Annotated in this window: 13 protein-coding genes; 9 read left to right on the top strand and 4 right to left on the bottom strand. The window is 71.2% G+C overall.

From position 1 onward, the window contains the following. Positions 1-250: 250 nt before the first annotated feature. Together MQN93_RS20240 and MQN93_RS20245 are read left to right on the top strand one after the other, a co-directional pair. Positions 251-895: a class I SAM-dependent DNA methyltransferase gene (locus tag MQN93_RS20240; RefSeq protein WP_242710650.1), complete on the top strand. Its 645-nt coding sequence runs from the start codon at positions 251-253 to the stop codon at positions 893-895. A 113-nt stretch (positions 896-1008) separates the two neighbouring features. Then, positions 1009-1989 carry an alpha/beta fold hydrolase gene (locus MQN93_RS20245; RefSeq protein ID WP_242710651.1) on the top strand — a complete coding sequence of 327 codons (981 nt, stop codon included), beginning with the start codon at positions 1009-1011 and terminating at the stop codon, positions 1987-1989. A gap of 43 nt (positions 1990-2032) precedes the next feature. On the opposite strand, the gene MQN93_RS20250 is transcribed toward MQN93_RS20245, so the two are convergent. Next, on the bottom strand, positions 2033-2473 hold the full coding sequence (locus MQN93_RS20250) for a cupin domain-containing protein (protein ID WP_242710652.1): 441 nt from the start codon (positions 2471-2473) through the stop codon (positions 2033-2035). Further along, the gene (locus tag MQN93_RS20255) at positions 2470-3918 is read right to left on the bottom strand and encodes an MFS transporter (protein ID WP_242710653.1); all 1449 of its coding nucleotides are present in this window, start codon (positions 3916-3918) and stop codon (positions 2470-2472) included. The genes MQN93_RS20250 and MQN93_RS20255 overlap by 4 nt, the downstream gene beginning before the upstream one ends. Before the next feature lie 58 nt (positions 3919-3976). On the opposite strand from MQN93_RS20255, the gene MQN93_RS20260 reads away from it, so the two are divergent. The 3 genes from MQN93_RS20260 to MQN93_RS20270 all read left to right on the top strand — a co-directional run bounded on the left by MQN93_RS20260 (position 3977) and on the right by MQN93_RS20270 (position 5975). Beyond that, positions 3977-4645, top strand: a complete 669-nt coding sequence (locus MQN93_RS20260; protein WP_242710654.1) for a TetR/AcrR family transcriptional regulator — start codon at positions 3977-3979, stop codon at positions 4643-4645. Positions 4646-4719: 74 nt separating this feature from the next. Continuing rightward, a complete protein-coding gene (locus MQN93_RS20265) occupies positions 4720-5271 on the top strand; it encodes a YciI family protein (RefSeq protein WP_242710655.1) in 552 nt (183 codons plus the stop codon). A 131-nt stretch (positions 5272-5402) separates the two neighbouring features. Beyond that, the gene (locus MQN93_RS20270) at positions 5403-5975 is read left to right on the top strand and encodes a dihydrofolate reductase family protein (protein WP_242710656.1); all 573 of its coding nucleotides are present in this window, start codon (positions 5403-5405) and stop codon (positions 5973-5975) included. A gap of 44 nt (positions 5976-6019) precedes the next feature. Here MQN93_RS20270 and MQN93_RS20275 read toward each other — a convergent pair whose 3' ends face one another. Beyond that, a complete protein-coding gene (locus MQN93_RS20275) occupies positions 6020-6949 on the bottom strand; it encodes a LysR family transcriptional regulator (protein ID WP_242710657.1) in 930 nt (309 codons plus the stop codon). Between the two features lie 105 nt (positions 6950-7054). Here MQN93_RS20275 and MQN93_RS20280 point away from each other — a divergent pair, with 105 nt between their 5' ends. From MQN93_RS20280 to MQN93_RS20290, 3 genes are all read left to right on the top strand, one after another. After that, entirely contained in the window at positions 7055-7939 is an 885-nt protein-coding gene (locus MQN93_RS20280) for an NAD(P)H-binding protein (protein WP_242710658.1), read from the top strand. A 109-nt stretch (positions 7940-8048) separates the two neighbouring features. After that, positions 8049-8714 carry an SDR family NAD(P)-dependent oxidoreductase gene (locus MQN93_RS20285; protein ID WP_242710659.1) on the top strand — a complete coding sequence of 222 codons (666 nt, stop codon included), beginning with the start codon at positions 8049-8051 and terminating at the stop codon, positions 8712-8714. Positions 8715-8838: 124 nt separating this feature from the next. Further along, positions 8839-9819, top strand: coding sequence for a hypothetical protein (locus tag MQN93_RS20290; protein ID WP_242710660.1), 981 nt, complete (start codon positions 8839-8841; stop codon positions 9817-9819). A 34-nt stretch (positions 9820-9853) separates the two neighbouring features. Here MQN93_RS20290 and MQN93_RS20295 read toward each other — a convergent pair whose 3' ends face one another. Next, positions 9854-12160, bottom strand: coding sequence for an FdhF/YdeP family oxidoreductase (locus tag MQN93_RS20295; RefSeq protein WP_242710661.1), 2307 nt, complete (start codon positions 12158-12160; stop codon positions 9854-9856). 154 nt (positions 12161-12314) lie between these two features. Between MQN93_RS20295 and MQN93_RS20300 the strand changes: the two genes are divergently transcribed. Beyond that, a complete protein-coding gene (locus tag MQN93_RS20300) occupies positions 12315-13229 on the top strand; it encodes a LysR family transcriptional regulator (protein WP_242710828.1) in 915 nt (304 codons plus the stop codon). Positions 13230-13338: the final 109 nt, after the last annotated feature.

Below are 13338 nucleotides of genomic sequence, written 5' to 3' on the forward strand. Positions count from 1 at the left end.
TGCGCCGGGTGCCTCGGTGACCGGTCCCATGAGCAAGCCCACGGTCACACTCGCGACGGTGACGATCCTCGGACGGAAGTGCGCGGCAGGCACAGCTCCCCTGAGCACCGCTCGCAGTCCGTTGCGCGCCGACCGTATGTCGGACTCGTACCGCTCCCAGATCAGCGGCGGGACCTCACCTCAAGTGGCCCGGCCCACCTCCTCGTTGCCCCAGCTCCTCACCCCGATCACTCGACTACCGTGTCGGGCCATGAACACGGACGGCTGGCTGGCGGATACCCGGAGCTCGTACGACACCGTCGCGGGCGACTACGCCGACCGGATACGCGGGGCTCTGGCCGAGAAACCGTATCTTCGGGCAGCGCTGACGTTGTTCGCGGATCTGGTCCAGGCGGCCGGTGGTGGACCGGTGGCGGACGTGGGCTGCGGACCTGGACAGGTCACCGCTCACCTCCACGACCTGGGAGTGGACGCCTTCGGCATCGACCTTTCCCCCGTGATGATCGAGGTCGCCCGGCGCGACCACCCCCACCTGCGGTTCGAAGTCGGCTCGATGACGGACCTCGCCCTCACCGACGCCTCAGTCGCCGGCCTGCTCGCCTTCTGGTCGCTGATCCACATCCCCGACGACGCCGTCCCCACGGTCTTCAGGCACTTCCGGCGGGTGTTGCGTCCCGGCGGACCACTCCTGCTCGGCTTTCACGTCGGTGACGAGTCAAAGCTCAAGACGCAGGGCTACGGCGGTCACCCGATGAACGTGTACGTCCACCGCCGACGGCCCGACACAGTGGCAGCCTGGTTGCGCGATGCCGGGTTCACCGTCGAGGCCCAGATGCTGCTCGACCCCGACGACAGCGTCCCAGGTGCGGTCCTTTTCGCGCGCCGTCCGTACTGAGCCCTGTTGCCGAATCGGCAAACGATCTCGTGCTCCCGGCGGACGCGTCCGCATGATCGGAAGCGGGCCCGGCGAGTCGGAATGGCCGGCTGGGAGGGCCTGGAGGAGGACGTATGGTGCAGCACGCTGAGCAGAACACCCACCGGACGGTTGCCACATCGGCAGGCCGGATTCACCTGGTGGAGCAGGGTAGCGGCCCACTGGTGCTGCTCGTGCACGGCTTTCCGGAGTCCTGGTACTCGTGGCGCCGTCAGCTGCCGGCGCTCGCGGAGGCGGGATACCGTGCGGTCGCCCTCGACGTCCGCGGCTACGGCCGCTCCTCCGGTCCGGCCGCGACAGAGGCGTACCGGATGCTGGAGCTGGTCGAGGACAACGTCGCCGTGGTGCACGCCCTCGGCGAGGAGTCCGCGGTGATCGTCGGCCACGACTGGGGCGCCACCATCGCCGCGAACTCCGCCCTGCTCAAGCCGGAGGTCTTCCGGGCCGTGGGCCTGCTGAGCGTTCCCTACACCCCGCGCGGCGGGCCCCGCCCCAGCGAGATCTTCGCGCAGATGGGCGGGGACGAGGAGTTCTACGTCTCCTACTTCCAGGAGCCCGGCCGCGCCGAGGCCGAGATCGAGCCCGACGTACGCGGCTGGCTCGCCGGCTTCTACGCCGCCCTGTCCGCCGACACCATGCCGGCGCCCGGAGCGCCCGACCCGCACTTCGTCGCCAAGGGCGGGACGCTGTGCGAGCGGTTCCCCGCCGGGCGGTTGCCCGCATGGCTCGGCGAGAGTGAACTCGACTTCTACGCGGGCGAGTTCGAACGCACCGGCCTCACCGGAGCGCTCAACCGCTACCGGAACATGGACCGCGACTGGGAGGACCTCGCCGCCTACGACGGCTCCCCGATCACCCAGCCCTCCCTGTTCGTCGGCGGGAGCCTGGACGCGTCCACGACCTGGCTGGCGGACGCGATCGAGGCGTACCCGATCACGCTGCCGGGTCTGGTCTCCTCCCGTCTCCTCGACGGCTGCGGCCACTGGATCCAGCAGGAGCGCCCCGACGAGATCAACGATCTCCTGACCGAGTGGCTCGCCGCCCTGCCCTCCTGAACTTCCGCCCCACAGAGGCAGGGTGACGCAGTATCAGCTCCGCTCACTGTGCCCCGGTACGCCTCTCCAAGCGGGTGCCGTGGCGCAGCGTGATCGACATCAGATCGCTGGGGGCGTCCAGCTCCAGGCGGTGCCGGCGGCCGCGGGGGACGATCACGGCGGTGCCTGCCCGCAACCGCACCATGTCCTCCGCGCCGCCGGGTTCGTGGGGGCGGAAATAGACCCGGAAGCCGCCGGACAGGCAGCACACCACCTCGTCGGCCTCCGGGTGCATCTCCCAGTGGTCGGCATGTACGTCCGCGTCGGTCTCCACACGGAACGTACCGACGTGCCACACACCGGTGTCGTCATTGGTCGTCCGCGGTCCGGCCACGCGGACATCGCCACCGGGGTGGATGTGCAGCGCCGAGGCGAACAGGTCGACGGGTGAGATGGGTGACGTGGACGGGGCGGGTGTCGTCCGCGGTGCCTGTGGCGTCGTCATGACGCAGCTCCTTCCAATTCGTTCTCCGCCGGAGCCGTGGATCCCCGCCCCGGCGTCCCGGTCCCGCGTCGGGGGAGTACGGCGATCGCCACGACCGCCGCGACCGCGAAGAGGGCGGCGGCGATGGCGAGGCCGAGGGCGTAGCCGTCGTTGAGTGCCGCGGGGGTGGTGGCCGTGCCGGTGTGGTGTGCGGCGACGGTGGCCAGGGCGGCCAGGCCGATGCAGCCGCCGAGTTGACGGGAGCTGTTCATCAGGCCGGAGGCCATGCCGGCCTCGCGCGGGGCCACACCCGTGGTCGCGGCGGCGACGATCGGGGCGATGACGAGTCCGACGCCGACGCCGGTGACCAGGCAGGGGCCGAGTACGTCGGTGAGGAAGCCGCCGTCAGGACTGATGAAGGCGAACCAGGCCAGCCCCGCGGCGGCCAGCAGGGCGCCGGGCACCAGCGACGCACGCGGGGTGCGGGCCGCGGTGACACGGGTCGCGACGACGCTGCCCGCGATCAGGCTCACCGAGAAGGGCAGGAACGCCGCGCCGGTCGCGGCGGCGCCCATGCCCAGCACCTGCTGCATGTACAGGGACACGAAGTAGAACGCCGCGAACTGCCCGGCGGTGGAGAAGAACACCAGAACGTTCGCGCCCGCGACCCAGCGGCTGCGCAGCAGACCGAGCCGCAACAGCGGTGCGGAGACCCGGGATTCGACGTAGACGAAGGCGCCGAGGAGGAGGGCCGCCGCGATGAGCATCGCCGCGGTGGCGGGTGACCCCCACCCCACGGCGTCGGTGCGTACGACACCGAGCACCAGCAGCCCGACCCCGCCGGTCGCCAGGACGGCGCCGAGCACGTCCAGCCGTTCGCGCCGGGCGGGGTGCGTCTCGACGGGCACGCCCGCCAGGGCGAGTGCGAGGGCCACCGCCACGATGGGCAGATTGATCAGCATCACCCAGCGCCAGCCCGCGTACTGGGTCAGCAGGCCGCCCGCGAGCACGCCGAGCGCTCCGCCCGCGGCGTTCACCCCGCTCCACACTCCGAGCGCTCGTACGCGCTGCGGGCCCTCGGTGAAGGTGGTGGTGAGCAGCGCGAGCGTGGCCGGGGTGGCCGCGGCGGCGCCCACGCCCTGACCGGCGCGGGCGGCGATCAGCTGCCAGGGCGCCTGGGCAAGGCCGCCGGCCAGCGAGCACAGCCCGAACGCGATCAGGCCGAGCACGAACAGTCGGCGTCGGCCGTACAGATCGCATGCGCGGCCGCCCAGGAGCAGGAATCCGCCCAGCGTGAGCGCGTAGACATGCACCACCCATGACAGCCCGAGCGCATCGAAGCCCAGGGCCGTGCGCATCGCGGGCAGTGCGACGTTGACCACCGACAGGTCCAGGGCGACGGCGAACTGGGCGACGGCCACGGCCGCCAGCACCACTCCGGGACGCCCTCGTGAGTTTCTATACATGTAAGAAAAGTAGCCCGGGGGTGTCGTCCCTGTCGACTTCTTTTGGGAGGATGAGGGCATGCCGCAACCCCCCGCACCGCGCAGAACCCTGGGCCGACCTCCCCGTATCTCCCGTGAGGAGATGGTCGCGGCGGCCCGCAGGATCGTCGACGCGGAAGGGGTGGACCGGCTGACCATGCGGCGGCTGGCCACCGAGATCGGCAGTACGCCGATGGCGCTCTACCACCACGTGCGCAATAAGGACCAGCTGCTCGTCCTGCTGCTGGACGACTACGCCGTGCGGACGCTGCGCCGGCCCGAAGTGCCCGACGAGCCGCGTGAGCGGGTCGTCGCCGCCGCTGCTGCGATCCACGAGGCGCTCGCCGACTGCCCATGGATCGTGGAGGTGCTGACCGCCGACGATCTGATGTCCGCGTCCGCCCTGTGGTTCGTCGAGCAGATCGTCGACGGACTGGTCGCGGGCGGCCTGTCGCCCGAGCGGGCCGTGCACGGCTATCGTGCGATCTGGTACTACACCGCCGGAGAGATCATGATCCGGGCGACGGCGGCTCGGCGTCGTAGGACCGACGACGGTCCCACCTACCGGGACCAGGTCTTCGCCGCCCTCGACCCGGACGAACTGCCCCGCCTGTCCGAGGTGGCGCAGCGGTGGGCGCCGCTGACCGCCGAGGACACCTACCTGGACGGTCTACGGGCCCTGGTGGACGGCCTCCTCGCGGCCCGCTGAGCGGCGCGTCGGCCGGCAGCAGGTGGGCCGAGAAGTCGGTTGAGCCACCGCCCCGCGTGAGGAAGGGTCCGGTCATGGAGTACTTCTGCTACCACCGTGACCGGGTCGGATCAGTGGCGCTGCGCGACGAACTGCTGGAGGAGCACTGGGCCTACATGGACCGGTACGGAGCGGAGATGATCGCGCGCGGGCCGACCTTCCACGACGGCGGCGAGGCACCCACCGGCAGTGTGCACATCGTCGACCTGCCCGGCCCCGACGCGGCCCGCGCGTTCGCCTTCGACGAGCCCAACTACCAGGCCGGTGTGTACCGTGACGTGCTGCTGCGCCGCTGGCGCAACCTGCTCGGACGCACCATGTGGGACTTCCCCGGCGGCCGAGAGGGCGGCAACCGCTACCTCGTACTCGGCCTCGGCTCGGGTACGGGCGCCGACCTCGCCGTACCACCCGCCAAGGACGAACTCATCGCGTACGGACCCCTGTTGTCCGACGACGGCGCCACCTGGCTCGGCACGGCAGTCCTGTTGCGAGCCCGGGACGCGGACGCGGCACGCGCCGTCCTGACGGCCGACCGCTACGCCGACATCGAGGTCCATGACTGGCAGTTCGGCGGGCGGGCTTCCTGACATCACCCGAATCCGGGCCGCCCCCTCGCGCCCGAACGGGCGAATGCCGGGCCGATGAGTAATGGCGCCGGCACCGGTCTTCAGCACAGTGGGATGACAGCGAACGACAGCGACATCACCAGGAGGCAGAAGTGTCCACATCAGTACTCGACATGTCGGTGTCCCTCGACGGGTACGTCGCCGACTCCGACGACTTCCTCGGCGGCGAGGACGGCGAGCGGCTGCACAAGTGGTCCGAGGCCGAAAAGGACTCCGGCCGGCTGTACGAGGTGGCGGCCGGCTTCCGGGACGAATGGACGGCGGCCGGTGCGGTGCTCGCGGGGCGGCGGACCGCCGAACTCATGGACCACTGGGGCGGCGATCACGGAGGCCTGCCCATCTTCGTGCCCAGCCACCGTCCGCCGGGCCCGGCCGCCCGCTGGGGCTACCCGCTGGTGACGTACGTGCTCGACGGGATCGAGAGCGCGATGGCACAGGCCAAGGCCGCCGCCGGGGGCAAGGACGTACAGGTGCGCGGCGCGTACACGGCGCAACGCGCGCTGGAGGCCGGTGTGCTGGACGAGGTGCAGATCCACCAGATTCCCGTGCTGCTCGGTCGCGGGCGACGGCTGTTCGACGTCCTGACGAAGGAGATCGAGCTGGAGATCGTCCGGGTGATCGACACCCCGGAGGCCACTCACATCCGTTACCGCGTCCGCCGCTGAGCCGCTGAGCCGCTGAGCCGCTGAGCCGCTCGGCCCCGGCTCGCTCAGGTGGCCGTGGCCGTGCTCGTGGCAGTGGCAGTGACCTGAGCCGTCGCCGCGACTTCGCACGCCGTGCGGACGAACGCGGCGACGGCCGGGGAGCGGGACTCCTGGGGCCAGGCCAGTGCGAGTTCGAGAGGGGGGAGGTCGACGACGGGCCGGTGCACGATACCCGGGCGCGGGTGGCGCCGGACGACCGACACCGGTGGGAACCAGACGCTGTCGCCCAGCTCGACGAGGTTGAAGATCTGCGCCAGGTCCAGCTGACGGGGCTGCCGCGCCGGCCGTCCGTCGGCGCCGGGCCCGGTCGTGCGGACCGGCGGGAGGTCCTCCCGGTCCGCGGCGCGTCCGTCCGGCAGGAACCGGCCCTTGAGATCGGCCAGGTGCAGTCGCTCATGTGCGGTGAGCGGATCGGCTGCGGCGACGGCGAGCAGGCGGGGCTCGGTCAGCAGCGGTTCCACGTCGAGGCCGCGGTCGTCGAACGGCCGCGGCAGCAGCGCGATGTCCGCGCGCCCGTCGCGCAGCGCCGGTTCCTGCTGATCGCGTCCGCCGAGGACGAACTCCAGGGGAAGAGCGGCCGGTTCGGTGCGGTACGCGGCCAGGATCTGCGGCAGCAGACCTCCGTCGTAGTCGGCCTTCATCGCCAGCCGCAGCGTGGGCTCGGGCCGTCCCGCATGCATGGCCCGGCGGCCCGCTGCGGTGACCGCGTCGAGTGCGGTGCGGGCGTCGCGCAGCAGGACCTCGCCGGCGGAGGTGAGGGTGACCCGGCGCGTCGTACGCTCCAGAAGCGTCACGCCCAGTTGCCGCTCGATCTCGCGGATCGCGCGGGACAACGGGGGCTGTGCCATGCCCAGCCGGTCCGCCGCGCGTCCGAAGTGCAGTTCCTCGGCGACGGCGACGAAATACCGGAGCTGCCTGACCTCCAGATCACTCATACCTCCACGGTATCAGTGGTGATCCGATCGGTCCTTCAGGTCCGTGGGCGCCGGGAGTTGACTGAGGAACGTCATCAGCGAGCACTCCTCCAAGGGGCCACTTTCATGATCGTTCTCACCACTCCGACCGGCCAGATCGGCCGCCGTACCCTCGACCGTCTGCTGGCCGCCGATGCGCCGGTACGGGTGATCGTGCGCGACGCGTCGCGGCTGCCCGCCGCCGTGCGGGACCGGGTCCAGATCGTCGAGGGCTCGCACGGCGACCCCGATGTGATCGCCAAGGCGTTCGCCGGGGCGGACACGCTGTTCTGGCTGGTACCCCCGATCCCGCAGGCCCCGAGCGTCGACGACGCGTACGCCGGCTTCAGCCGCCCGGCGCTCGACGCCCTGAGGACCCACGGCGTCGAGCGGGTCGTGTCCGTCTCGGCCCTCGGCCGCGGAACGCCGCAGGCCGAGCACGCCGGACCCGTCACCGCGTCGCTCGCCCTGGACGACCTGCTGGCCGCAACGGGCGTGCACCACCGGGCGCTGGTGATGCCCTCCTTCATGGAGAACCTGCTGCGCCAGACCGAGTTGATCAGGAGCCGGGGCATGTTCACCTCGCCCGTCTCCGGCGACCGGAAGATGCCCACCTGTGCCATCGACGACATCGCCGCCGTGGCCGCTGACCTGCTGCTCGACGACGGCTGGACCGGTGTCGAGGAGGTACCCGTGCTGGGGCCGGAGGACCTGTCCTTCGCGGAGATGGCGGAGATCATGTCCGAGGTCCTGGAGCGGCCGGTCCGCTTCCAGCAGGTGCCGGGCGCGGACTTCAGGGACCGGCTGCTGCAGTTCGGCTCGTCCGAGGCCATGGCGCAGGGAATGCTGGACATGATGCTGGCCAAGGATGCAGGGCTCGACAACGCCGTGACCCGCACCGACCGGTCGAGCACGCCGACCAGCTTCCGCCGCTGGTGCGAGGACGTACTGAAGCCGGCTGTCCTCGGCTGAGCGTACGACTGCGAGGGGCAGGCGCGCCGGTGCCGTACGTGGTGTGCTGGACGGGTGTCAGAAGTGACCGCCCGGACCAAGTGACCGCCCGGACCGAGGGAGACCGACCATGACCACCATCGCCGTCATCGGAGCCGGACCGGGCCTCGGCGCCGCCGTCGCCCGCCGCTTCGGCCGCGAGGGATTCGACGTGGCCCTCGTCTCCCGCAACCACGAACGCACCCGCGCGCTCGCCGAGGAGCTGACCGCCGCCGGCGTCACGGCACGCGGCTTCGCCGCCGACGTACGCGACCCCAAGGCCCTCGCGGCCGCCCTCGACACGGCCCATACGGAGCTCGGCCCGATCGAGGTGCTGCAGTACAGCCCGGTCCCGCAGCGCGACTTCATGCTGCCGGTGCTGGAGACCACGCACACCGACCTCGTCGGACCGATCGAGTTCTCCGTCTACGGGCCGGTCGCCGCCGTCCAGCAGGTACTGCCCGGCATGCGGGCACTGGGCCGCGGCACCGTGCTGTTCGTCAACGGCGGCAGTGCCGTCGTCCCGCACCCCGACCGGGCCGGCACCTCCGTCGCCTTCGCCGCGGAGAGCGCGTACGGCCATCTGCTGCACGACACCCTCGCCGCCGAGGGCATCCATGTCGCGCAGCTGATCATCCCCGGCGCGATCGTCCCCGGGCACCCCAGGAAGGACCCGGCCGTCCTCGCGGACACACTGTGGGAGCTGCACCGCAGCCGGCACGGCTACCGGCACTACGCGGAAAACCTGGACGCCTGACGCCCGGCTGCGGGGCGCTCGCGACCACGCATTCAGGGGGGGCGCGGGAGCTGTGATCCGCCTGTGACCCGGAACTGTGGCCTCCGCCACAGTGGTTGATCCCGGCCCCTGATGGGCTGGGCCGATGCGCAGAGCCGTCCCTCTCCTGGCGGTCCCCTTCCTGGTGACCCTGACCTCGGCACTCGTCCTCGTGGGATGCGGGCGGCAGTCCGGTCCGCCCGCGTCCCACGGACGGCCCGCCTCGTCGAACGACCCGGCCTTCCAGCCACTGGCCGCGTACGACCTGCCGGACGAGGACGGCCGTACGATCGAGCGGGCCCGGTGGACGCTCGGCCGGGAGTGCATGGTCCGCCTCGGGTTCGGCGGCCTGAGGAACCTCGACCTCGACCCGGTGCCCGCATGGCCTCAACGCCCGTCCGGCACAGGGGTGTTGACCATGGCCGTGTACACCTCGGACGACTTCCGCTACGGCATCCAGGACCCGAAGGAGGCCGAGCGGCACGGCTATCACGGGGCGCAGGCGGACTACGAGCGCCGCCATCCGAAGCGGAAGTGGACCCTGCCCCAATATCTCGCGCTCACCGGCGAGTTCGTCGGCGACGACCCCAAGTCCGTGCACGGGCACCGCATTCCGGAGCACGGCTGTCTCGGCGAGGCGGACCGCGCGATCTACGGGACGAGCCCCCGGGATCGCAGGAACCCGGTGCTGGAACTGGAGACCAGGAGCCTCCAGCAGGGCATGCGGGACCCGGCGTGGAAGAAGGCGGACCAGGCGTGGTCCGGCTGTATGCGGACGGCGGGCTACCACTACGCCACCCCCCAGGACGCCGTGACCGGCAGCGACCGCACCGACCAGGAGCTGAAGGCCCGGCTGACCGGGCAGCACCGCGACACGACCGAGCCGTCCGCCGCGGAGCGCAGGGCCGCCGTCGCGGACGCCCGCTGCAAGCAGCGGACCGGCTATGTCCCTGCCGTGCACGCCATCGACGTGCGCATCCAGAACCGGCTCGTCACCGAGCACCGGACCGAGTTGGACAAGCAGCTGCGCTGGGAGCGCGACGCCGTCCGCAGGGCGCACGACCTGCTGGAGGACCGGTCGTCGTGACGTACGACTCCCGCCGGGCCGGTGTTCGCACCGTTCAGGCCGGTGTCCGCTCCGTCGCCCGCTCCAGGCGGACGATCACGCTCTTCGACGTAGGGGTGTTGCTGATGTCCGCGACGCTGTCGAGCGGCACCAGGACGTTGGTCTCCGGGTAGTACGCGGCGGCCGAGCCCGGGGGAGTGGGGTAGCCGACCGCGCGGAAGCCGTCCGCCCGGCGCTCCGAGCCGTCGGACCAGACGCTGACCAGGTCGACGAGGCTGCCGTCGGCGAGGCCGAGGTCGGTGAGGTCGGCCGGGTTGACCAGGACGACACGGCGGCCGCCCTTGATGCCGCGGTAGCGGTCGTCCATCGCGTAGGGGATCGTGTTCCACTGATCGTGCGAACGCAGCGTCTGCAGCACGAGATGGCCCTTCGGCGCCCGGAGCATCGTGAAGTCGTTGACGCTGAAGACGGCCTTGCCGCTGGGCGTGCGGAACACCCGCTCGTTCACCGGATTCGGCAGACGGAAGCCGCCGGGCCGGCGTACCCGCTCGTTGAAGTCGTGGAACCCGTCGACGACTTGGGCGATGCGGTCGCGCACGAGGTCGTAGTCGGCTTCGAACTCTGCCCAGGGGATGTCCGGTTGGGAGCCGAGGACCCGGCGGGCGAGGCGGGTGATGATGGAGACCTCGCTCAGCAGGTGCGGTGAGGCGGGCGCGAGCCGGCCGCGCGTGGCGTGCACCTCGCTCATGGAGTCCTCGACCGTCATGAACTGCTCGCCGCCCGCCTGCACGTCCCGGTCGCTGCGGCCGAGTGTCGGCAGGATCAGCGCCGTGCGTCCGCACACCGCGTGCGACCGGTTGAGCTTCGTCGAGATGTGCGCCGTCAGACGGCAGTTGCGCAGGGCGCGTTCGGTGGTCTCGCTGTCGGGCGTGGCCCGTACGAAGTTGCCCGCGAAGCCGACGAAGAGCTTGGCCCGCCCGTCGCGCATGGCGCGGATGGAGTCGACCGAGTCCAGGCCGTGCCTGGCCGGCGGGGTGAAGTGGAACGCGGCCCCGAGCCGGTCCATGAACGCCTGCGGCATGCGCTCCCAGATGCCCATGGTGCGGTCGCCCTGCACATTGCTGTGTCCGCGCACCGGGCAGACGCCCGCGCCCGGACGGCCGATGTTGCCGCGCAGCAGAAGGAAGTTGACGATCTCGCGGATGGTCGGCACGCCGTGCTTGTGCTGGGTCAGGCCCATCGCCCAGCAGACGATGACGCCGCGGCTGGCCAGTACCCGCTCGTGCACCTGCTCGATCTCGTCCCGGCTCAGTCCGGTGGCGTCCAGCACGGCGTCCCAGGACGTCTGCCGGATGTGCTCGACGAAGGCGTCGTAGCCCGTGGTGTGCGCCTCGATGAACTCCCGGTCCAGGACGGTGCCGGGCTCCTTGTCCTCGGCCTCGACCAGCAGCAGGTTCAGCGCCTGGAACAGGGCGAGGTCGCCGCCGGGCCGTATCTGCAGGAACTGGTCGGCGATGTCGGTGCCGCGGCCGAGGACGCCGCGCACCTTCTGCGGGTGCTTGAAGCGCAGCAACCCGGCCTCGGGCAGCGGGTTGACGGCGACGACACGGCCGCCGCGCCGCTTGGTCTCCTCCAGCGCGGACAGCATGCGCGGGTGGTTGGTTCCGGGGTTCTGCCCGACGACGAAGACCAGATCGCAGTCGTAGAGGTCGTCCAGGCTCACGCTGCCCTTGCCGATGCCCAGAGTCTCGCCGAGGGCCGAACCGCTCGACTCGTGGCACATGTTGGAGCAGTCGGGGAGGTTGTTGGTGCCGAAGGCGCGCGCGAACAGCTGGAGCAGGAAGGCGGGTTCGTTGGCGAGCCGGCCGGAGGTGTAGAACAGCGCCTCGTCGGGGTGGTCGAGGGCGCGCAGTTCGCGGGCGAGCAGATCCAGGGCCTCGTCCCAGCCGATCGGCTCGTAGTGGGTCGCGCCCTCGCGCAGCACCATCGGCTCGGTCAGCCGGCCCTGCTGGTTGAGCCAGTGATCCGACTTCCGGCTCAGCTCGTCGACCGAGTACTGCCGGAAGAACTCCGCCGTCACCCGCCGGGAGGTGGCCTCGTCGCTGATGTGCTTCGCGCCGTTCTCGCAGTACTCGTTGAGGTGGCGATGGCCCGGGCCGGGGTCGGGCCAGGCGCAGCCGGGGCAGTCGAAGCCCTTCGCCTGGTTGACGTTGAGCAGGGTCAGCGCGGTGCGCCGCGGCGAGGTCTGACCCAGCGCGTACTGCAGCGCGTGGGCGACCGCGGGCGCGCCGGTGGCCCAGGTCTTGGGGGCCGAGACCGACAGCTCGCCCTCGTCCGCTCCGTCTTCCTCGAAGTCCCGCATCGAACACCACGCCCTCTCCGTCCCCGCCACTCTTCGGCAGCCCGTCGGGCCAGGTCAAAACGGAAGTTCTTATCGCCTGACAGGCAGCGCCGATCACCGCAGCGTGATCGACGCCACCGGCGCCGGACGCCAGGGCACGAGGGATCATGACAGGGTGCTGCTGCGCCAACTCGAATACCTCGTCGCCCTCGCCCGAGCCCGCCACTTCGCGAGGGCGGCACAGGCCTGCTACGTCTCCCAGCCGGCCCTGTCCGAGGGCATCCGGAAACTGGAGGAGGAGCTCGGCATCCCCCTCGTCCGGCGGGGCCGCAGATTCGACGGCTTCACGCCCGAGGGCGAGCGCGTGGTCGTGTGGGCGCAGCGCATCCTCGCCGACCGCGACGCCATGCAGGACGAGATCCAGGCCCTGCAGGCCGGGCTCAGCGGGCGGCTGCGCATCGGGACCGTGCCGACCGCGGCCACGGCGGTCGCCCTGCTGACCCAGCCGTTCTGCGCCGCCAACCCGCTCGCGACGGTGCAGGTGTTCGCGGACCTGCAGTCCGTGGACATCGTGAACCGGCTCCGGACGTACGAACTCGACGCCGCCGTCACCTACCACAGCACCGTCGTGGAACAGGACTTCAAGTTCGTCCCGTTGTACCGCGAGCGCTACGTCCTGCTGATCCAGCGCTCCGACCGCGACGCCGGCCCCACCGAGATCTCCTGGGAGGAGGCGGCCCAGTACCCCCTGTGTCTGCTGCATCCCGGGATGCAGGGGCGTCAGGTCCTGGAGGCGGCGTTCGAGGCGGTGGGCGCCTCGGTGACCCCGCGGGTGGAGACCGACTCGATCGCCTCGCTGTTCGCCCAGGTCAGGTCCGGCCAGTGGGCGAGCATCGTGCCGCACGCCTGGCTCCATGTCTTCGGCGTCCCCCCGGGCATGCGCGCCGTGCCGCTGGTGCGCCCGGTCCGCACGGAGCGCATCGGCCTGGTGCTTCCGGCCCGCGAACCGGGCTCGGTCATCGGCCAGGCACTCCTCGACACCGTCGACCAGGCGGGCATCGCGGCCACGCTGGAGCGACTGCCGGACTGAACTGCTGCCCGACTGAACTCCGCCGCCTCTGTACACACTTCACGGAATGCGCACACACCTCACGGTTAACTTTAGGTTTCAAGCGCTAATCTCGTCGGCAGATTCGAGC

The organism is Streptomyces spinosisporus, assembly GCF_022698145.1.
In the GTDB taxonomy this organism is placed as follows: Bacteria; Actinomycetota; Actinomycetes; order Streptomycetales; family Streptomycetaceae; genus Streptomyces; species Streptomyces spinosisporus.

What these genes read in the sequence shown, in the direction of transcription:
- MQN93_RS20240 (WP_242710650.1), top strand. Translation starts at nt 251, where the DNA reads ATGAACACGGACGGCTGGCTGGCGGATACCCGGAGCTCGTACGACACC.
- MQN93_RS20245 (WP_242710651.1), top strand. Translation starts at nt 1,009, where the DNA reads ATGGTGCAGCACGCTGAGCAGAACACCCACCGGACGGTTGCCACATCG.
- MQN93_RS20250 (WP_242710652.1), bottom strand. Translation starts at nt 2,473, where the DNA reads ATGACGACGCCACAGGCACCGCGGACGACACCCGCCCCGTCCACGTCA.
- MQN93_RS20255 (WP_242710653.1), bottom strand. Translation starts at nt 3,918, where the DNA reads ATGTATAGAAACTCACGAGGGCGTCCCGGAGTGGTGCTGGCGGCCGTG.
- MQN93_RS20260 (WP_242710654.1), top strand. Translation starts at nt 3,977, where the DNA reads ATGCCGCAACCCCCCGCACCGCGCAGAACCCTGGGCCGACCTCCCCGT.
- MQN93_RS20265 (WP_242710655.1), top strand. Translation starts at nt 4,720, where the DNA reads ATGGAGTACTTCTGCTACCACCGTGACCGGGTCGGATCAGTGGCGCTG.
- MQN93_RS20275 (WP_242710657.1), bottom strand. Translation starts at nt 6,949, where the DNA reads ATGAGTGATCTGGAGGTCAGGCAGCTCCGGTATTTCGTCGCCGTCGCC.
- MQN93_RS20280 (WP_242710658.1), top strand. Translation starts at nt 7,055, where the DNA reads ATGATCGTTCTCACCACTCCGACCGGCCAGATCGGCCGCCGTACCCTC.
- MQN93_RS20285 (WP_242710659.1), top strand. Translation starts at nt 8,049, where the DNA reads ATGACCACCATCGCCGTCATCGGAGCCGGACCGGGCCTCGGCGCCGCC.
- MQN93_RS20290 (WP_242710660.1), top strand. Translation starts at nt 8,839, where the DNA reads ATGCGCAGAGCCGTCCCTCTCCTGGCGGTCCCCTTCCTGGTGACCCTG.
- MQN93_RS20295 (WP_242710661.1), bottom strand. Translation starts at nt 12,160, where the DNA reads ATGCGGGACTTCGAGGAAGACGGAGCGGACGAGGGCGAGCTGTCGGTC.